This is a genomic window from Streptomyces stelliscabiei (assembly GCF_014873495.1).
GTDB lineage: Bacteria > Actinomycetota > Actinomycetes > Streptomycetales > Streptomycetaceae > Streptomyces > Streptomyces bottropensis.
Genome location: NZ_JADBGF010000001.1, coordinates 4,041,006 through 4,060,431, shown reverse-complemented (window position 1 = coordinate 4,060,431; position 19,426 = coordinate 4,041,006). Strand labels below are relative to the sequence as shown.

The 19,426-nt window shown below is 72.2% G+C and carries 13 protein-coding genes; 8 read left to right on the top strand and 5 right to left on the bottom strand.

Annotation, left to right across the window (positions count from 1 at the left end):
* The first annotated feature begins 36 nt into the window (after positions 1–36).
* Both speB and H4687_RS17910 read left to right on the top strand, forming a co-directional pair.
* The gene (speB, locus tag H4687_RS17915) at positions 37–1,056 is read left to right on the top strand and encodes an agmatinase (RefSeq protein ID WP_046915617.1); all 1,020 of its coding nucleotides are present in this window, start codon (positions 37–39) and stop codon (positions 1,054–1,056) included.
* Positions 1,053–2,738, top strand: a complete 1,686-nt coding sequence (locus tag H4687_RS17910) for a thiamine pyrophosphate-binding protein (protein WP_046915616.1) — start codon at positions 1,053–1,055, stop codon at positions 2,736–2,738. Before speB ends, H4687_RS17910 begins: the two co-directional genes overlap by 4 nt.
* 162 nt (positions 2,739–2,900) lie before the next feature.
* On the opposite strand, the gene H4687_RS17905 is transcribed toward H4687_RS17910, so the two are convergent.
* A complete protein-coding gene (locus H4687_RS17905; protein WP_046915615.1) occupies positions 2,901–4,391 on the bottom strand; it encodes an FG-GAP-like repeat-containing protein in 1,491 nt (496 codons plus the stop codon).
* 255 nt (positions 4,392–4,646) lie between these two features.
* Positions 4,647–5,453 carry an endonuclease I family protein gene (locus tag H4687_RS17900; RefSeq protein WP_046915614.1) on the bottom strand — a complete coding sequence of 269 codons (807 nt, stop codon included), beginning with the start codon at positions 5,451–5,453 and terminating at the stop codon, positions 4,647–4,649.
* 650 nt (positions 5,454–6,103) lie between these two features.
* On the opposite strand from H4687_RS17900, the gene H4687_RS17895 reads away from it, so the two are divergent.
* A complete protein-coding gene (locus tag H4687_RS17895) occupies positions 6,104–7,471 on the top strand; it encodes a phosphatase PAP2 family protein (RefSeq protein WP_179860114.1) in 1,368 nt (455 codons plus the stop codon).
* A gap of 93 nt (positions 7,472–7,564) precedes the next feature.
* Here H4687_RS17895 and H4687_RS17890 read toward each other — a convergent pair whose 3' ends face one another.
* Positions 7,565–7,930 (bottom strand): DUF4180 domain-containing protein, encoded by a 366-nt coding sequence (locus H4687_RS17890; protein ID WP_005486458.1) that lies wholly within the window; start codon positions 7,928–7,930, stop codon positions 7,565–7,567.
* A 540-nt stretch (positions 7,931–8,470) separates the two neighbouring features.
* Between H4687_RS17890 and H4687_RS17885 the strand changes: the two genes are divergently transcribed.
* The 5 genes from H4687_RS17885 to H4687_RS17865 all read left to right on the top strand — a co-directional run bounded on the left by H4687_RS17885 (position 8,471) and on the right by H4687_RS17865 (position 16,373).
* Positions 8,471–9,364: a serine hydrolase gene (locus H4687_RS17885; RefSeq protein ID WP_046915612.1), complete on the top strand. Its 894-nt coding sequence runs from the start codon at positions 8,471–8,473 to the stop codon at positions 9,362–9,364.
* Positions 9,365–9,438: 74 nt separating this feature from the next.
* Complete coding sequence (locus tag H4687_RS17880; RefSeq protein WP_046915611.1) at positions 9,439–10,500, top strand: esterase-like activity of phytase family protein; 1,062 nt, start codon at positions 9,439–9,441, stop codon at positions 10,498–10,500.
* Positions 10,501–10,590: 90 nt separating this feature from the next.
* Positions 10,591–14,340, top strand: coding sequence for an ABC transporter ATP-binding protein (locus H4687_RS17875; protein WP_192781685.1), 3,750 nt, complete (start codon positions 10,591–10,593; stop codon positions 14,338–14,340).
* A gap of 118 nt (positions 14,341–14,458) precedes the next feature.
* The gene (locus H4687_RS17870; RefSeq protein WP_046919438.1) at positions 14,459–14,809 is read left to right on the top strand and encodes a hypothetical protein; all 351 of its coding nucleotides are present in this window, start codon (positions 14,459–14,461) and stop codon (positions 14,807–14,809) included.
* A 133-nt stretch (positions 14,810–14,942) separates the two neighbouring features.
* On the top strand, positions 14,943–16,373 hold the full coding sequence (locus tag H4687_RS17865; RefSeq protein WP_046919439.1) for a S28 family serine protease: 1,431 nt from the start codon (positions 14,943–14,945) through the stop codon (positions 16,371–16,373).
* Between the two features lie 75 nt (positions 16,374–16,448).
* Here H4687_RS17865 and H4687_RS17860 read toward each other — a convergent pair whose 3' ends face one another.
* Both H4687_RS17860 and H4687_RS17855 read right to left on the bottom strand, forming a co-directional pair.
* Positions 16,449–17,084: a hypothetical protein gene (locus H4687_RS17860; RefSeq protein ID WP_046919440.1), complete on the bottom strand. Its 636-nt coding sequence runs from the start codon at positions 17,082–17,084 to the stop codon at positions 16,449–16,451.
* A 163-nt stretch (positions 17,085–17,247) separates the two neighbouring features.
* The gene (locus tag H4687_RS17855; RefSeq protein ID WP_046919441.1) at positions 17,248–19,050 is read right to left on the bottom strand and encodes a glycoside hydrolase family 3 protein; all 1,803 of its coding nucleotides are present in this window, start codon (positions 19,048–19,050) and stop codon (positions 17,248–17,250) included.
* Between the last annotated feature and the right edge of the window lie 376 nt (positions 19,051–19,426).

The window sequence follows — 19,426 nt, the reverse complement described above, 5'->3', positions numbered from 1 at the left end:
ACTCGCGGCGAGACGTGCGAAGGAAGGCAGAACATCATGAGCGACCCCGAGACGCCCCGCGGCCCTGTCGGCACGCCCGGCCCCGTGGACTCGCCCCGAGGCCCCGTCGACTCCTCGCGCATCCCGCGCTACGCCGGGCCCGCGACCTACGCCCGGCTGCCGCGCCTCGACGAGGTCGGCCGTACGGACGTCGCCGTCGTGGGTGTGCCGTTCGACTCGGGAGTCTCCTACCGGCCGGGCGCCCGCTTCGGCGGCAACGCGATCCGTGAGGCGTCAAGGCTGCTGCGCCCCTACAACCCGGCCCAGGACGCCTCCCCCTTCGCCCTCGCCCAGGTCGCGGACGCCGGGGACATCGCCGTCAACCCGTTCGACATCAACGAGGCGGTGGAGACGGTCGAGGCGGCGGCGGACGAGCTGCTCGGCACGGGGGCCCGGCTGATGACCCTCGGCGGTGACCACACCATCGCGCTGCCGCTGCTGCGCTCGGTCGCCAAGAAGCACGGCCCTGTGGCCCTGCTCCACTTCGACGCGCACCTCGACACCTGGGACACGTACTTCGGCGCCGAGTACACCCACGGCACGCCGTTCCGGCGGGCGGTGGAGGAGGGCATCCTCGACACCGAGGCCCTCTCCCACGTGGGCACGCGCGGCCCGCTGTACGGCAAGCAGGACCTCACCGACGACGCGAAGATGGGCTTCGGGATCGTCACCTCGGCGGACGTGATGCGGCGCGGCGTCGACGAGATCGCCGACCAGCTGCGGCAGCGCATCGGCGACCGGCCCCTCTACATCTCCATCGACATCGACTGCCTCGACCCGGCCCACGCGCCGGGCACGGGCACGCCGGAGGCCGGGGGCATGACCTCCCGCGAGCTGCTGGAGATCCTGCGCGGCCTCGCCTCCTGCCACCTGGTCTCCGCCGACGTCGTCGAGGTGGCGCCCGCGTACGATCACGCCGAGATCACCGCGGTGGCCGCCTCGCACACGGCGTACGAACTCACCACGATCATGTCCCGCCAGATCGCCGGGGCCCGCAAGGAGAACGAGGGCAAGTGACCCACGACCACGACCTGGTGCTCCGCCCGACGGCCGCCCAGACGGAGGCCGCGCTGAACCCTCCCGCCGGCCGCCACGGCGGAGACCTGGTCGTGGAGACACTGGCCGGGCTCGGCGCGACGACGGTCTTCGGGCTGCCCGGCCAGCACGCGCTGCCCTTGTTCGACGCGCTGCGCCGCTCCGACCTGCGGTACATCGGGCTGCGCGTGGAGAACAACGCCGGGTTCGCGGCGGACGCGTACGGCCGGATGACCGGCGAGGCGGCCCCGCTGTTCCTGTCGACCGGTCCGGGCGCGCTGACCTCGCTCGCCGCGCTCCAGGAGGCGGCGGCCGCCTCGGCGCCGGTGCTGGCGATCAGCGGCCAGATCCCCACGGCGGGCCTCGGCGGGGGCCGTCACGGCTACCTGCACGAACTCCCCGACCAGGCCGCCTCTTTCAGGGGCGTGGTGAAGTCCGTCCACACGGTCCGTACGCAGTCCCAGATCCCCTCCGCGATCGCCGCCGCCTGGCAGTCCGCGCTCACCGCCCCGCACGGCCCGGTGTGGGTGGAGATCCCGCAGGACGTCCTGCTGGCCGAGACCCTGATCCCGGTGGTGACGGGCGGCGACGCCTTCCCCGAGGAGCTGCCCCCGCGCCCCGAACTGACCGCCCTGGCCGCCCACCTGCTGTCCACCGCCGCCCGCCCGGCGATCATCGCGGGCGGCGGGGTCGTACGGGCGGACGCGTCCGGCAAGCTGCGGCAGCTGGCGGAGCGGCTGTCGGCGCCGGTCGTGACGACGTACGGGGGGAAGGGCGCCTTCCCGTGGACGCATCCGCTGTCCCTCCGGTCCTGGCTGGAGGACCGGCACACGACCGACTTCCTGGAGGACGCGGACGTGCTGCTGGTGGTCGGCTCGGGGCTCGGTGAACTCTCCTCGAACTACCACACGTTCAAGCCGCGCGGCCGGGTGATCCAGATCGAGGCGGACCTCGGGAAGCTGGAGTCCAACCACCCGGGGCTCGGCATCCACGCGGACGCGCGCCTGGCGCTGACGGCCCTGCTGGAGACGATCGAGGAGCCCCGCGAGGACGCGTCCGCGCCGGACCGCGTCCGTGCGGTGCTCGACCTCGTCCGCGCCCGCATCGACGCCCAGGAACTCACCCTGGAACAGGACCTGTTGGCGTCGATCCGCCGGGCCCTCCCGGCCCGCGCGCCGTCCTTCTGGGACATGACGATCCTGTCCTACTGGGCCTGGGCGGCGTTCGACCCCAAGGGCCCCAACACCCTGCACTCCGCGCAGGGTTCGGGTGGTCTCGGCTACGCCTTCCCGGCCGCCCTCGGCGCGGCGACGGCCGACCCGACCCGGCCGGTGCTGGCCGTCTCCGGCGACGGCGGCGCGCTCTACTCGATCGCCGAGCTGGCCACCGCCCGGCAGTACGACCTGAACGTCACCTGGCTGATCGTCGACGACGGCGGTTACGGCATCCTGCGCGAGTACATGACCGACGCCTACGGCGAGCCGACCGGCACGGAGCTGTCCCGCCCGGACTTCGTGGCCCTGGCGGAGTCCTTCGGCGTCCCGGGGGTGCGGACGACCCCCGAGTCCCTCGCGGACGACCTGGCCACGTCCCTCGCCGCGCCGGGGCCTGCGGTGGTGGTGCTCCCGGCGGTGCTGCGGATGTTCGCGCCGACGCACGTCTGACCGGGTCGGGTCAGGGGCGCACGCGGGCGGCCAGGCCCCCGAACCGCCCCGGCTCCGGCCCCGGCCTCGCTCCGGCCCCAGCACCGCCCCGCCCCCGGTCCGGCCCCGGCACCTCACCGTCCGGCGTGACCGCGCGCGGCCGTCACGCCGGACCGGGTCAGGTCAGCGCAGGAAGGCGCCGAACATCGCGTCGGTCGCCGGGGCGGACACGTCGCCGGGGCCGAACGCGAGCGCCGACGTCGTGGTCAGACCGGTCGTGGTGCCGGGGAGGACCCAGACGGCCCCGTTGTCGCTGTTCTCGGCGGGGGCGCCGACCGCGAGGTCGGGGTGGCCGTTGCCGTCGAGGTCCACCAGGGCCGTGGTGGTACCGAACTTGTCCTCCGCCTCGGCGGCGCCGGGGACCCCGGCGGTGTTCTGGTGGAAGACCTGCGTGCCGGCGCCCGTGACGCCGGCGGCGCTGCCGGGGACCAGGGCGACCGAACCGGTGTTGGTGATGTCGCCGACGTCCTCGTACGCGATGCCGAGGGCGAGGTCGGCGTAGCCGTCGCCGGTGACGTCGGCGACGGAGACCGCCGAGCCGACGAGGTCGCCCTCCTCCTGCGCGCCGGGGAAGCCCGGCAGGTTCTGGTCGAAGGTCTGGACGTTGGACTCGGAGGTGCCGGTGGGGGAGCCGTAGGCCACGCGGACCTGGTCGGTCCAGCCGTCGGCACCCACGACCACGTCGTCGTAGCCGTCGCCGTTCACGTCGCCCACGCCCGTGCCCGCCGCCGCGCGGGTCACGTCGTCGCCGGGCGCGAAGCCGCGCTTGAAGCCCGAGGCGCCGCCCAGGAGCAGCCGGTTGCCCCAGGTGCCGTCACCCGTGTAGTACCACTGGACCAGGTCGTCGCGGCCGTCGCCGTTGACGTCCCCGACCTGGCCGGAGACGACCGGCCCGGTGATGGAGGACGGCCCGTTCTCGCAGCCGTGGCCGGTGGCGCAGGAGGCGTCGTCCTCGTACCAGCCCCACCACAGGGACTTGTCGAGGAGCGGGAGTACGGCGGCGGGCTTGGCCGCGCGGGAGATCGGGCCCTTCCACAGGGCCGCCGGCGCGCCCTCGGGGTCGTCGCCGCTGATGTCCTGGGCGGAGAAGAGGGCGAGGTCGGTCTTGCCGTCACCGTCGAAGTCGCCCGCCTGCGGGGCCGACCCGAACTTGGCGATGCTCGTGCCGCCGGTCAGCCCGGAGGCCGACCCCCAGAGGATCACCGAGCCCGCCGTGCCGCCGGCGATCACCAGGTCGCCGTAGCCGTCCCGGTCCAGGTCGCCCTTGGTGAACGTCGAGCCGAAGCGCTGGTTCGCGGTGGCGGCGCCCGGCACCCCGCTCGTCGAGCGGCTGATCAGCTTCTTCTTCGCCGCGGAGGCCCCGCTCTTCGAGCCGTACAGGACGGTCACGTAGCCCGCCCTGGCCTTCCCGGACACCTTGGCGTTCGGGGCGCCGACGACCAGGTCGCCGTAGCCGTCGCCGTTGAAGTCGTCCGCCACGCCCACCTTCGCGGGCGCCGCAGCGGCCGGGCCGAGCGACAGGGCCGTCAGGCCTCCGGTCAGCAGCACCACCGCGGCGATGGGGGCGCTCAGTCGTGCCGCGCGGGTGCTGCGTCGTGCTCCTGCTCGTGACATGCACGTGCCTTTCGAGTCGGTGGATCCGGCGTGGCGGAAGTGCCGCGTCCGTGTAGTCCGACTCCAGGCGCCCTTCATCGGTTGTACGTCCGAATGTCATGGATGGGTAACTGGTCGAGAGCCCTCACCCGGACGCGCCGCCGGTGCCGGCTCGCCCCCGCGCACAGCGGCGGGTGCGGAGGCTTCCGCGCCGGTGGGACGTCGAACCCCCGGCCCTCGTACGGGGACCGGGGGTTCGACGTGCTCGGCGAGCGTCTACCAGATCGCCTCGACCCACTCCGGGTGGTCGATGAACGGGTTGCGGTTGTGCTGGTAGGTGTCGTAGATGACCTGGTTGCGGCGCTCCTCGAAGGCGCTCGGCGGGTCCGCCTCGTTCCAGGCCTTCAGGACGGAGAGCTTGCCCATGTACGGGTTGGAGCCGTTGTTGACCTTCTCGTTCGGCTCCAGGTCGGCGAAGCCGTCACCGCCGTCGTAGCGCACGGCCATGTAGAGGATGATGCGGGCCACGTCACCCCGGTCCGCGGCGCGCGGCGCGAAGGAGTCGGAGTCGACGGTGCTGCCGCCGCCGTTGGTGACGGCGCTGCCGCCGTTGTCGAAGTCGAGGTTGCCGCGGGTGCTGTTGACCTGGACGTCACAGGCGCGCAGGTGGTGCAGGTCGGTGCCCGGCCCGATGGCCTCGCCGAAGTCGCCGTGCGACTTGGCCCAGGTGTGCTCGCGGTTCCAGTCGCCGACGTCTCCGCCGTTGAGGGACTTGCTGCGGGAGACACCGCTGTACAGCAGGAGCACGTTGCTGCTGTTGTTCGGGTCCTGGTCGGTGACCTTCAGCGCGTCCCAGACCGCGGAGTACGAGATCTTCGAGACGTTGGCGCTGATGATCGTGTGCAGGGAGGACTTCAGGGCCGTACCGGTCTTGCCGACCGCGTTCTTGTAGTACGTCGCGTCGTAGGCGGTGGTCGTCGCCGAGGCGGGGGAGGCCGTGGCGGCCGGGAGGACGATACCGACGAGCACGGCCGACGTTGCGAGAGCGACCGACTTCCAACTGCGTATCCGCGCAGCGGGCATGAGGGGTGTCCCTTCCCAGAGGGCCGCGCAGCACGAGGAGTTGCTTCGGGGAGTCTCGTTCTACGCGGGTTGACTGTGTGGGCAATCGAGAGATTGGCATGGACGGGTCAGTCCGTGTGTTACGAAGGGAAGGCGATTTGGTGACGTTCTGGCCAACGGGGCAACCCTCGGGCCCCACGCCCCGCTCGCGTGCCCCGACGCGAGGGGAGACCCCCATTGACGTGCGAAATCAGGCGTGCTGGGCACGTGCGCGGCGGGTCGGCCGACTGTTCGAGCCGCCGGCCGGCCCGTGGGCCGGTCCGGCGGAGTGCGGGGGGCGCTCTATGCCTTCCCGAAGCCGTCCACGATGCTGGTGGGGAGGCGATGGCGCCCAGGGGAGAGTGGGGGACGGATCAGTGGACGACGTGTGGACGGACTCCATATCGCGAGCCGGACGCGGTGCCCGCGTATCCGATCGTGCGAGCAACCCCGAGGGGTGGTCGTCGGTCTTCCCAGGAGTGACCCCGCTGGTCCCAGATCCCTCGCGCGGTCCCGCCCGTCGTGAACCGCTTCCGTCCGCCCACGCCCTCCACCGGAAAGTCATGCTGCGCACCACGAAGAGACCCGGCCCGTCGTACCCGACCGAGACGACGGCCGGATAATTGATATCCATGGTCCCGCGGGTGTTCCCGCGCATACGAAACGCGTTCGCGTCCGTCGAGTGGCGTCGGCCGAGGGTGATTCTGTGGGCCGCGGCGAGTGTCGCGACCGTCGGATTCATTCTCGCGCTGGAGATCGTCTCTCGTGGCTACGGACTGCCGGGTCCGATCACCAACCAGGCGCGAGAGGTGATATTCGCCCCCAAGTCGGGGCCGTTGCTGTACGCCAGCATGGCGTTGACGATGGTGGTGCTCACCTGGCGGCAACGGTTCATCGCCCTCGGCGTCGCGATCGGGATCGACGTCGTCTTCTTCCTGGTGCGGTGGGCTCTCGACGCCAAGATGATGTTCGGCAACGGCGCGCTGTGGGTGCTGCTGGGCTGCGCGGTCATCGCCGTCACCCGCCGCACCGGCCGGGAACGGGCCCTGCTGCTCAAGGGCGTCGGGCTGGGCCTGCTGCTGGTGGCCGGCCGCAAGACCGGGGACGCCTGGCTGCTGATCACGTCCAAGACCCGCCCGACGGTGCTCGACCCGTATCTGGCGACCGCCGACCACGCGCTGGGCAACCCGTCGTGGCTGGTGGGCCGGATGGTCAGGGCCACCGGCCCGGTCGGCACCCATCTGCTCGACTGGGTCTACATCCAGCTCGCGGTCGCGGCGGTCGGCGTCGCGCTCTACCAGCTGCGCCACGTGGCCGCCGAGCGCCGCTTCCCGCGCCACCACCTGGTGCGCACGTTCCTGGTGATCGGCCTTCTCGGGCCGGGCATCTACATGATCTTCCCTGTGGTCGGACCGGTCTTCGCCTACGGCTCCGGCGCGTTCGGCACCGGCGGCGGACACTGGGCGCTCGCCGACCTGTGGCCCGACGTTCCGCCGCCGGTCGGGGTCCCGCACTCCATGCCGTACGACGACATCACCCCACGCAACTGCATGCCCAGTCTGCACACGGCGTGGGCCACGGCGATCTTCGTCCACTCCCGCGGCGGCCCGCGCCTTCTGCGGTACGCGGGCACGTTCTGGCTGATCGCCACGCTCACCGCGACGCTGGGATTCGGCTACCACTACGGCGTGGACCTCATCGCCGGAGTCGTGTTCACGCTCACCATCGAGGCGGGTCTGCGCACGGTCGACCGCGGCTGGGACCGGTCGGGAGCCCGGCTCGTCGCCTACGGCGCGACGGTGTTCGTCGCGCTTCTGCTGGCCTACCGCCATCTGCCGCTGGAGATGGCCCGGCACCCGTGGGCGTACGGCCCGCTGCTCCTGCTGATGATGGCCTCGGTCGGCTACGGCTACGTACGGAACGAACGGCGATGGGACGGGAAGCCCGTGCCGACGGCGCTGCCGGAACGGCCGGCGGAGCGGCAGCCCGAGCTGGTGTGAGAGGCGGTTCCGGGGGTGTGTCCGGATCACCGCGTGGGCCGCGCCGAGACTTCGGCGCGGCCCACGCGGCGCGGTCGGTCCGCCGCGCGGGCCTCAGCCCCGCAGGCGCTCCCGCAGCTCGTCGATGTCGGCCAGGAACCACGTCTGACGATTGCGGTTGCACTCCCGCACGAAGTCCCGCAGCGACGAACTGGCCTCCGTGTAAGGGGAGATGTCGCCGATCACGGCGAGGCGGACACCGTACTGGACGAACTTCTGGATGATGTCGCCGGCGACGCGCGTGCGCAGCCGGAAGAACGCCTCGTCGAACCTCTCGACGGGGACGACGACCCAGGTGGCGCCCTGGTACCCGGCGTTGCCGATGAGATCCAGGGCGTCGCTCTCGCGGGCGATCGTCTCGCCCTCGGGGGCGCACATCAGCACGGGCACGTCGTGGATCGTCTCCAGGGTGGTGGTCATGGCGTCGAGCCTACGGTCCGGCGGTGGCCGGGCGACTGATTTTCCCCACCGGTCGCCCGGGAGGCAGGTTGCGCGAACTTCTCCGTGTACACGCGAAGTTGCTCCTGGTACGCCGTCGTGAACCGCCGCTGCCGGCCGGCGCTCATGGTGGTGCCGGGCAGCGTTGCCGGGAGAGGGCCCGGTATCTCCCGGTACACCTCGACCACCGCCTTCCAGTGATCCGGGCCCAGTGTCCGGGCTGCGAGAAGCTGCTCCGGCGGCAACCGCAGCGCCTCCTTCACCTGGTGGGCGGTATCGCCTTCGGCGAAAACTCCTGCGGCGGCCGGGAGAGGGCCCGCCCGTACCGATCCCCGATCAGGCGAACACATGTACAACCATCGCGCGCCCTCGCGAGTCGACTGAGGTGAATCCGCCCGTGGCGGGTTCCAGTCGCTCAAGGGGATGGGAAAAAGGTAGATGACTCACCGGATATCGGGGGTATCCCGGGTGTCGCGTACGTCCAGAAGTGCGCGTGCGGTAGCTGCGGGGATCGGCGTCGGGATGGTCGTGTCGTCGGCGGCGGTGGCGTTCGCGCCGGCCGCCGCGGCGGCGCCGGCACCGCAGGTCAGTTGTACGTCGAAGCAGGCCGGGCTGGCCGAGAAGCTGCAGAAGGACATCACCGCCGCGCTGGGGAACCGGAAGGGGACGGTGGCCGTCGGGCTGTCCGAACGGACCACCGGCACCACCTGCACGCTGCGCGGCGACACCGCCTTCGACTCGGCCAGCGTCGTGAAGGTGACCGTGCTCGCCGCGCTGCTGTACGACGCGAAGAAGACGAACAGGTATCTCACCGACCGTGAGACCAAGCTCGCCACCGCCATGATCACCAAGTCGGACAACGCCTCCACCAGCACCCTGTGGAAGCAGCTCGGCATGAAGAAGATCAAGGCGTTCCTCACCGCCGCCAAGATGACCCAGACCAAGCCGGGCGCGGACAACTACTGGGGCCTCACCCAGATCACCGTCCGGGACGAGCAGCGGCTGCTCGCCCTGCTCACCGCGAAGAACACCGTGCTGAGCGACAACGCCCGCGCCTACACCCTGAAGCTCATGAACCAGGTCGTCGCCTCGCAGCGCTGGGGCACCCCGGCCGGGGCCCCCTCCACCGTGAAGGTGCACGTCAAGAACGGGTGGCTGTCCCGCGCCACGCACGGCTGGCGGGTGCACAGCGTCGGCACGTTCACCGGCGGCGGGCGCGACTACACGATCACCGTCCTCACCCACGGCAACCCGGACATGCAGTACGGCGTCAACACCATCCAGGGTGTCGCCAAGGTCATCCACAAGGATCTCGTGCCCGTCGCCAAGAGCGCCTCGGGTGCGCCGAGCGTGCAGCGCTACGTGCCCACCGACCGGCCCCAGGAGGCGACCGTGCCGGTGCCCGAGACCGAGTAGACCGCGGCGAGTGGCATCCGGACGTTCACGGCGAGGCCATCCACGGATCACCGGCGTCGTCCTACCGTGACGCCATGCCTCTCAGAAGCCTTGTCGCGACCCTGACCGCGGGCCTGGCGGCGGCCACCACCCTGGCCGCCGCCGGGCCCGTCCACGCCGGCCCGCCGCCGAGCCACGCCTGTTCGCCGTCCGTGTCGATCACGGCGTACTCCGACGTCCTCGACAAGACGACCTACGAGGACACCTTCGTCGGGAACCTCTCCGGCCTCGCCGTCGACCACGACGGCTCGCTCCTCGCCGTCTCCGACCGGTCCTCCCTCTTCACCCTCGACCGCCGCACCCTGCGGCCGAGGAGCGTCGTCCCGCTCGCCACACAGACCGGCGCCGCGCTCGACTCCGAGGCACTGGCCGTCGACCGTGACGGCACCCGGCTCGTCACCTCCGAGACCGAGCCGTCCGTCCGTCGGTACGACCGGGCAGGGCGGCTCCTCGGCACCCTGCCCGTACCCGCCGCGCTACGGGTCGCCCCGGCCGGCCGGGCCGTCGCCAACCAGACCTTCGAGGGGCTCACCCTCCTGCCCGGCGGGCGCACCCTGCTCGCCTCGATGGAGGGCGCCCTCGCCGGGGACGCCGCCGGGATCGTCCGCCTGCAGACCTGGCACAGGCACGGCGCTCGGGACTTCCGGCTCGCCGCCCAGTACGGCTACCGCGCCGACACCGGACTCGGCGTCGTCGAGGTGGCGGGCCTGCCGGGCGGCCGGCTGCTGGTGCTGGAGCGCGGCTTCACCGCCGGGGTCGGCAACACGGTCCGCCTCTACGCCGCCGACCCGCGCCGCGCGACCGACACCGGTGGCGTGGACGTCCTCACCGGCCAGGACGGCGACGGCGTGACGCTCGTCGGCAAGACCCTCCTCGCCGACCTCGTGCACTGCCCCTCCCTCGGCGCCACCGCCGAGCAGCCCCAGCCGAACCCGCTGCTCGACAACATCGAGGGGATGGCCGTCACCGGGCAGCGGCGGCACGCGGCGCACGACGGGCACGGGCCGGGACGGCTGGACGTACTGCTGGTCAGCGACGACAACCAGAACGCCGTACAGACGACCCGCTTCTACTCCCTGCGGGTGCGCGTGGGCTGAGCGCCGCCCCCGAATTGTTGCGGCGGGATGAAATCCCGGGCCCCGCGTGTTGGTCTCCTGCGGAGACCAGGACGAACGGAGGGCACCGGCGTGGTAGCGCAACAGGGGGGCGACCGAGGTTGGGCGCGCAGACTCGCCGGATACGCCTGGCGGTACCCCAAGGACGTGATCCTCGCCCTGGGGTCGTCCCTCGGCGGTATGGCCGTGATGGCCCTGGTGCCCCTGATCACCAAGGTGATCATCGATGACGTGATCGGGGACCGGACCCGGGAGATGGCCCCCTGGGCCGGGGCCCTGATCGGCGCCGCCCTCCTGGTGTACGTCTTCACCTACGTCCGCCGCTACTACGGCGGCCGGCTCGCGCTCGACGTCCAGCACGACCTGCGCACGGAGATGTACGGGACGATCACGGGCCTCGACGGACGGCGGCAGGACGAGCTGTCCACCGGGCAGGTCGTCGGCCGCGCCACCAGCGACCTCCAGCTGATCCAGGGCCTGCTCTTCATGCTGCCGATGACCATCGGCAACATCCTGCTGTTCCTGATCTCCCTCGTGATCATGGCGTGGCTGTCCCTGCCGCTGACCCTGGTCGCGGTCGCCGTCGCCCCCGCGCTGTGGTGGATCGCCCGGCGCAGCCGCGCCAAGCTGCACCCCGCCACCTGGTACGCCCAGGCCCAGGCCGCGGCCGTCGCGGGCGTGGTCGACGGCGCCGTCAGCGGCGTCCGCGTGGTCAAGGGGTTCGGGCAGGAGGACCAGGAGACCGGGAAACTGCGGGAGGTCGGCCGCCGGCTCTACGCGGGGCGGCTGCGCACCATCCGGTTCAACTCCCGGTACACCCCCGCCCTCCAGGCCGTCCCGGCGCTCGGCCAGGTCGCGATGCTGGCGCTCGGCGGCTGGCTGGCCGTGCGCGGGCACATCACGCTCGGCACGTTCGTCGCGTTCTCCACGTACCTCGCCCAGCTCGTCGGTCCCGTCCGCATGCTCGCCATGGTCCTCACCGTCGGCCAGCAGGCCCGCGCCGGCACCGAGCGCGTCCTGGAGCTGATCGACACCGAGCCGGCCCTCACCGACGGGACCAAGACCCTCCCCGCCGACGCGCCCGCCACCGTCGAGTTCGACGACGTGTCCTTCGGCTACGAGGGCGCCCACGGCACGACCAGCCCCGTGCTCGACGGCCTCAGCTTCGAGATCCGCCCCGGCGAGACCCTCGCCGTCGTCGGCTCCTCCGGCTCCGGCAAGTCCACCGTCTCCCTCCTCCTCCCGCGCTTCTACGACGTGTCCCGCGGCGCCGTCCTCATCGGCGGCCACGACGTCCGCGAGCTGACCCTCGCATCGCTGCGCGCCGCGATCGGCCTGGTCCCCGAGGACTCCTTCCTCTTCTCCGACACCGTCCGCGCCAACATCGCCTACGGCCGCCCCGACGCGACCGACGAGCAGATCGAGGCCGCCGCCCGCGCCGCCCAGGTGGACCGTTTCATCGCCGAGCTGCCCGACGGCTACGCCACCAAGGTCGGCGAGCACGGCCTCACCCTCTCCGGCGGCCAGCGCCAGCGCGTCGCCCTCGCCCGCGCGATCCTCACCGACCCCCGCCTGCTCGTCCTCGACGACGCGACCTCCGCCGTGGACGCGCGGGTGGAGCACGAGATCCACGAGGCGCTGACCCATGTCATGGAGGGCCGCACCACCCTCCTCATCGCCCACCGCCGCTCCACCCTGAACCTCGCCGACCGCATCGCCGTCCTCGACGAGGGCCGCCTCGCCGACATCGGCACCCATGAGGAGCTGGAGGGCCGCTCCGCCCTCTACCGCCGGCTGCTCACCGACCCCGACGAACTCGGCGGCGTCTCACCCGGCCACCTCCCCCCGGCCTCCCTCACCAAGACCGACGACACCCCCGTACGCGACTCGATAAGGGACGAGCTGGACGCGGAGTTCGACGCCGAGCGCGGCATCACGCCCCGGCTGTGGACCGGCGACCGGGAGCCCCGCGACACCGCCTTCGCCGGCACCCCCGCCACCCCCGAACTCCTCGCCCAGGTCGAGGCGCTGCCCCCGGCGACCGGCACCCCCGGCGTCGACGAGGCCCGCGCGGTCGCGCCGGAGGAGTCGTACGGCCTGAGGCGGCTGCTGCGCGGCTTCGGCCTGCCCCTGCTGATCAGCCTGGCGCTCGTCGCGGTCGACGCGGGCACGGGCCTGCTGCTGCCCGTGCTGATCCGGCACGGCATCGACGACGGGGTCTCGCAGGCGGCCCTCGGCGCGGTCTGGGCCGCCTCCCTGCTGGGCCTGGTCGCGGTGTTCGCCCAGTGGGCGGCCCAGGTCGGCGAGACGCGGATGACCGGCCGCACCGGCGAGCGCGTCCTGTACTCCCTCCGCCTGAAGATCTTCGCCCAGCTCCAGCGCCTCGGACTCGACTACTACGAGCGGGAGTTGACCGGCCGGATCATGACGCGGATGACGACGGACGTCGACGCCCTGTCGACCTTCCTGCAGACCGGCCTGGTCACGGCCTTCGTCTCCGTCGTCACCTTCTTCGGCATCATGGTCGCCCTGCTGGTGCTCGACGTGGAGCTGGCCCTCGTCGTCTTCGCCACCCTCCCGCCGCTGATCGTCGTCACGTTCTTCTTCCGCCGGGCGAGCGTGAAGGCGTACGAGCTGGCCCGCGAGCGGGTCTCCGTGGTCAACGCGGACCTCCAGGAGTCGGTGGCCGGGCTGCGGATCGTGCAGGCGTTCCGGGGCGAGCGCGCGGGCGGCGAGCGGTTCGCGGCCGGCAGCGACAGCTACCGCCGGGCCCGGGTCCACGGCCAGTGGCTGATCTCCCTGTACTTCCCGTTCGTGCAGTTCCTGTCCTCGGCGGCCGCGGCGGCCGTGCTGATCGTCGGCGCCCACCGCGTCGACGCGGGCACCCTGACGACCGGTGCCCTGGTCGCCTACCTCCTCTACATCGACCTGTTCTTCGCCCCCGTCCAGCAGCTCTCCCAGGTCTTCGACGGCTACCAGCAGGCCACCGTCTCCCTGGGCCGCATCCAGGAACTCCTCCAGGAGCCGACGTCCACGAAGTCGGCCGCCGAGCCGCGGAAGGTGGGCTCCCTGCGCGGCGAGATCACCTTCGAGGACGTGGACTTCGCCTACGGCTCCGCCGACGGGGAAGCGGCCCTGAGCGGTGTGGCGCTCACCGTCCCCGCCGGACAGACCGTCGCCTTCGTCGGCGAGACCGGCGCCGGCAAGTCGACGCTCGTCAAGCTCGTCGCCCGCTTCTACGACCCCACCGGCGGCCGGGTCACCGTCGACGGCACCGACCTGCGCGACCTCGACCTCACCTCCTACCGGCACCGCCTGGGCGTCGTCCCGCAGGAGGCGTACCTCTTCCAGGGCACCATCCGGGACGCCATCGCCTACGGCCGCCCCGACGCGACCGACGCCGAGGTGGAGGCCGCGTCCCGCGCGGTCGGCGCGCACGACATGATCGCCACGCTCGACGGCGGCTACCTCCACGAGGTGGCCGAGCGCGGCCGCAACCTCTCCGCCGGGCAGCGGCAGCTGATCGCCCTGGCCCGCGCGGAGCTGGTGAACCCCGACATCCTGCTCCTGGACGAGGCGACGGCCGCGCTCGACCTGGCCACCGAGGCCCAGGTCAACCACGCCACCGACCGCCTGGCCGGCCGCCGTACGACCCTCGTCGTGGCCCACCGGCTCACCACGGCCGCCCGCGCCGACCGCGTCGTCGTCATGGACCGCGGCCGGGTCGCGGAGGACGGCACCCACGACGAACTCCTGGCCCGCGAGGGCCGGTACGCGGCACTGTGGCGCACGTTCGTGGGCGAGCCGGCTCTGAAACCGTAGCGGCCCTCCGTAGCGTGTCCCCTTGAGCGCGCAACCGTTCGAGGGGGGTTGTGCGTCCGTACATCAGTACGGGTGTGTGGCGGGAGGGGCTGCAGTGAGCGGGCGGATACGTCGGCGCATGGCGCTCGGACTGGCCGTGCTGACGACCGCCGGGCTGCTGACACTGGCGGGGCCGCCGGCGAGCGCGGAGGCCGCCGCGTCCTGCGGCGGGCGCAAGGTACGGACCCTGACCTTCGCCACCGGCACCGTGCGGGTGTACCGCAAGGGCGGCCGGTACGTGTGCGCCGTGCTCGTGCCCAGGAAGCAGGCCCGCCAGGGGACCCTGCGCATCCGGGCCTGGGGCGGCCAGTGGGTGCGCAACGTCAAGAGCCCCGCCGGTCCCGTGACCGTGCACGCGGGCCGACGCCCCGTGTGGATCAAGGCGAAGGCCGGCGGCCGGAGTTACGACTCGGGCTGGATCCTGCGCTGAACCGCACACAGGGTTTTCCCTATCCCGCCCATCTGCGGCCGAAGGCAGTCCAGTTGGCCCCTTTCTTCCCTGGTGCCCCGGCGGTGGCTCCGATAGCTTCCGGCGCACAGCCGCTGCATAGGGGAGAAAACGCATGCGCAAAGCACTCAGGTGGGTGCTGTCGCTCGTGGTGCTCATCGGCACGTTGAGCACGGCGGGGGCGGCCACGGCCGCCGGGTCGGACACCGCTGACATCAAGGACCGACTGCTCGCCATCAAGGGCGTGAGCCTGATCCAGGAGAAGCCGTACCCGGGTTACCGCTTCTTCGTCCTCAACTTCACCCAGCCGGTGGACCACAGGAACCCGAAGAAGGGCACGTTCCAGCAGCGGATCACCGTGCTGCACAAGGACACGGCCCGGCCGACGGTCTTCTACACCGGCGGCTACAACGTCTCCACCAACCCCGGCCGCCGCGAGCCCACCCAGATCGTGGACGGCAACCAGGTCTCCATGGAGTACCGCTTCTTCAACCCCTCCCGCCCCGACCCGGCCGACTGGTCGAAGCTGGACATCTGGCAGGCGGCCAGCGACCAGCACCGGATCTTCAGGGCGCTGAGGAAGATCTACCGGCAGAACTGGGTCTCGACCGGTGGCTCGAAGGGCGGCATGACCGCCACCTACTACGAGCGCTTCTACCCGCACGACATGGACGGCGTCGTCGCGTACGTCGCCCCCAACGACGTCGTCAACCAGGAGGACTCGGCCTACGACCGGTTCTTCGCGAAGGTCGGCACCAAGGAGTGCCGCGACCGGCTGAACGCCGTGCAGCGCGAGGCGCTGGTGCGCCGTGAGCCGCTGGAGAAGAAGTACGCGGAGGTCGCCGCCGCCGACGGCCTCACCTTCGAGACGATCGGCAGCCTCGACAAGGCGTACGAGGCGGTCGTCCTCGACTACGTGTGGGGCTTCTGGCAGTACAGCCTGCTCGCCGACTGCGACAGCGGCGTCGTCCCGAAGGACGCCAAGGCCGCGACGGACGACGAGATCTGGACGTCCATCGACACCATCTCCGGCTTCTCCGCCTACGCCGACCAGGGCCTGGAGCCGTACACGCCGTACTACTACCAGGCCGGTACGCAGCTGGGCGCGCCCGACATCACGTTCCCGCACATCGAGAAGAAGTACATCCGCTACGGCTACCAGCCGCCCCGGAACTTCGTCCCGCGCGACATCGAGATGACGTTCCAGAAGAACGCGATGCGGGACGTCGACACCTGGGTCCGGAACAACGCCAAGCAGATGCTCTTCGTCTACGGGCAGAACGACCCGTGGGGCTCCGAGCCGTTCCACCTGGGCAAGAAGGCGCGCGACTCGTACGTCTTCACGGCCCCCGGCGCCAACCACGGTGCCAACGTCGCCGGTCTGGTGAAGGCGCAGAAGGACCTGGCCACGGCCCGGATCCTGAAGTGGGCGGGCGTCGCCCCGGCCGCCGTCCAGGCAGACCCGAGCAAGGCGAAGCCGCTGGCGAAGTTCGACTCCAAGCTCGACAAGCGTGACGTCGAGCGGGAGATGACGCTCCGGCCGTAGCCCGCCGGAGCTGTGAGCGAGTGGGGCCCGGTGGCCGCCGTCCGGCGGTGACCGGGCCCCACACGTTCCCGGACGTCACAGGGGCACCGCGCACCCCACCGGCCGGTCCCCGCCCAGCCGTACGTACAGGTCCGTGGTGGCCGGGCACCGCGCCCTCGTGCCGACGGCCGTCGTCACCTCGTACTCCGGGTCGTGCTCGCCCCGGCCGTCGCAGGCCGTCTCGCGGACCTCGCCCCGACCGGAGCCGTAGACGCAGTCGCCGACGATGGTGCGGGGGCCGCCCCCGCCGCCCGGGTCGCCCGGGTGGGGCGGCTGGAGCTTGCGCATACAGGCGTAGCCCTGCGGCACGGAACCGTCGCCGTCCTCGTCCGCGCCGGACGCGCCGGAGCGGCCGGACCCGTCCGAGGGGGGCCGGGACTCGCTGATGTGGAGGACGAAGTCGGTGGTCGGCGGGCAGAGCGGCCCCTGGCCGACCCGGTCGTCGTGCCGCGCCACGACCCGGGCGGCGGCCCGCTCGCCCGCGCACGGCACCTCCGTGAAGCTGGTCGTCCCGAACGAACTGCACTCGTCGACCCCGAGGAAGACCGTCCCGTACCCGGACGTCGGCGTGGGCACGGCCGTGGCCGTCGGCTCCGCCGGCGTCTCGCCCACCCCGTCCGGCCAGGCCTGACACCCCGAGAGCGCGGCGACCGCCAGGACGACGGCGGTCACCAGCCCTCCTGCGCGCACCCTTCGAACGCGACGCGTCCCTCGCATGGCCCTCCCCGATGAACCCCGTCCAGCGTGACCTCGGGGAGGGGGGCACGCCGGACATACCGTGCGCTTTGCGTCACTTGGGGCCGGTGTGCGAATGATGCGGCGTAGGCCCTCTACGTCAAGGTCCGTAGGTCAGGCCATGCCCGATCGGGTAGAGCACCCGCGCCGGGTCGTCGGCCCGCTGCACCGGCACCGGCAGCCTGCCGCGCGGCGCGACCCGCCCGGCCAGGACCCGGGCCGCCGCCCGCACCTCCGTGTCCGTCCAGGTGTACGACGCCACGTAGCCCTTCACCGCCGGGAGTTGGGCCACGTCGTACGGGTTGCGGATCGCGACCGCCACCACCGGGACCCCGGTGGCGAGGAGCCGGGTGACGAGGGTCCGCTGGGTGCCGGCCGCCGTCACGTTGTACGTCGCCACGACCACCGCGTCCTTGCCGGCCGCCGCCGCGACGGCCTGGTCGACGACCGCCTGGGTGGGAGCCGTACCGGTCGACAGCCGGGTCGTCGTGAAGCCGAGGGAGGTGAGTTCGGCGGCGAGGACGGCCGTCGGCGGGCCCGTGGTGCCCGACGGGGACGCCGGGTCGGCGCCGACCACCAGCACGTTCCTGTGCCTGCGGCGGGACAGCGGCAGCAGCGCGCCCTCGTTGACCAGCAGGGTCGTGGTCCGCTCGGCGATCCGGTCGGCGGCGTCGAGATGCCGCGCGGTCCCCACCACCCGGTCGACACCGGCGTCACTGACGTACGGCCGCTCGAACAGCCCGAGCTTCGCCTTCAGCCGCAGGATGCGCAGGACCGACGCGTCGAGGCGGGCCTCGGTCAGCCGGCCGGCGCGCACGGCGGCGAGGACCGCGTTCCACGCCACCTCGATCGAGGGCGGGTTGAGGAGCTGGTCGACACCGGCCCGCAGCGCCAGCACCGGCACCTGGTCGTCGCCGTACTTCTCCCGTACGCCCTGCATGCCGAGCGAGTCGGTGACCACGACCCCGTCGTAGCCCAGCTCGCCGCGCAGGATGCCGGTGAGGATCGGGCGGGACAGGGTGGCCGGGTCGCCGGAGGGGTCCAGGGCGGGGACCATGATGTGCGCCGTCATGATCGAGTCGATGCCGGCGCGGATCGCGGCCCGGAACGGCGGGGCGTCCAGGGCGGACCACTGGGCCCGGGTGTGCTCGATGACCGGGAAGCCGTAGTGGCTGTCGACGGCCGTGTCCCCGTGCCCCGGGAAGTGCTTGGCGGTGGCCGCGACCCCGGCGCCCTGATACCCCTTCACCTGCGCGGCGACCAGCTTCGAGACGGCCTGGGGATCGGCGCCGAAGGACCGTACGCCGATGACCGGGTTGGCGGGGTTGACGTTCACGTCGGCGACCGGCGCGTAGTCCTGCCGGACACCGAGCGCGCGCAGTTCGGCGCCGCTGACGCGTCCGGCCTCGCGGGCGTCGCTCGCGGAGCCGCCGGCGCCGAGGGCCATCGCGCCCGGCAGCAGCGTGGCGGGCCTGCCGACCCTGGCCACGGCGCCGTGCTCCTGGTCGGTGGAGACGAGCACGGGCAGGCCGCGGGGGAGGGCGAGGGAGGCGCGCTGGATGCCGTTGCTCAGGGCGGCGATCTGGTGGGGGTCGCGGGTGTTGTGCGCCCAGGAGAAGTAGATGATCCCGCCGACCCGGTACTTCGCCAGCAGCTCGGCGGCCGTCTTGACGCCCAGCTCCTGGAGGTTGGCGTCGATGTCGGCCTGGTCGGGCGCGGTCGCCGAGTGCCCGTAGACCCGCATCACGAAGAGCTGGCCGACCTTCTCCTCAAGGGTCATGCGCGAGATCAGCCGACGGAGTCTCTTGTCGTCGGGGCCGCTGCCGGCCCGCGCGTCGGTGCCGAGCGCGAGGGCCGAGGTGACGCCCGCCGTGGCGGCGAGAACGGTACGTCTGGAGGGCACGTGCGTCGCTCCTTCCGGAGGTGGGGGAGAGGGAGCTGCTGCTGATTACTGACTGGTGACTGCTGACTGCTGAAGGAAACTTCCAGGTGTCACGATTATCCGGAAAGTTTCTACCGGTCAAGGGAGGGCGCGCGGCGGGGCGGGATGGGTGCGTTGCGGGTCCCCGTCGTGGGCGGGTGCGGCTCCGGTGGGGCTTGTCGCGCAGTTCCCCGCGCCCCTAAAAGACACAGGCCCTGCGGGCCTGAAAGCCACACAGGCCCTGCGGGCCTGAAAGCACGGGGCGCAGCCCCTGCTTTTCAGGGGCGCGGGGAACTGCGCGAGAAGCCCCCGGGCCGGCAGCCGATCGTCCACCCCCCCGGGCCGGCAGCCGATCGTC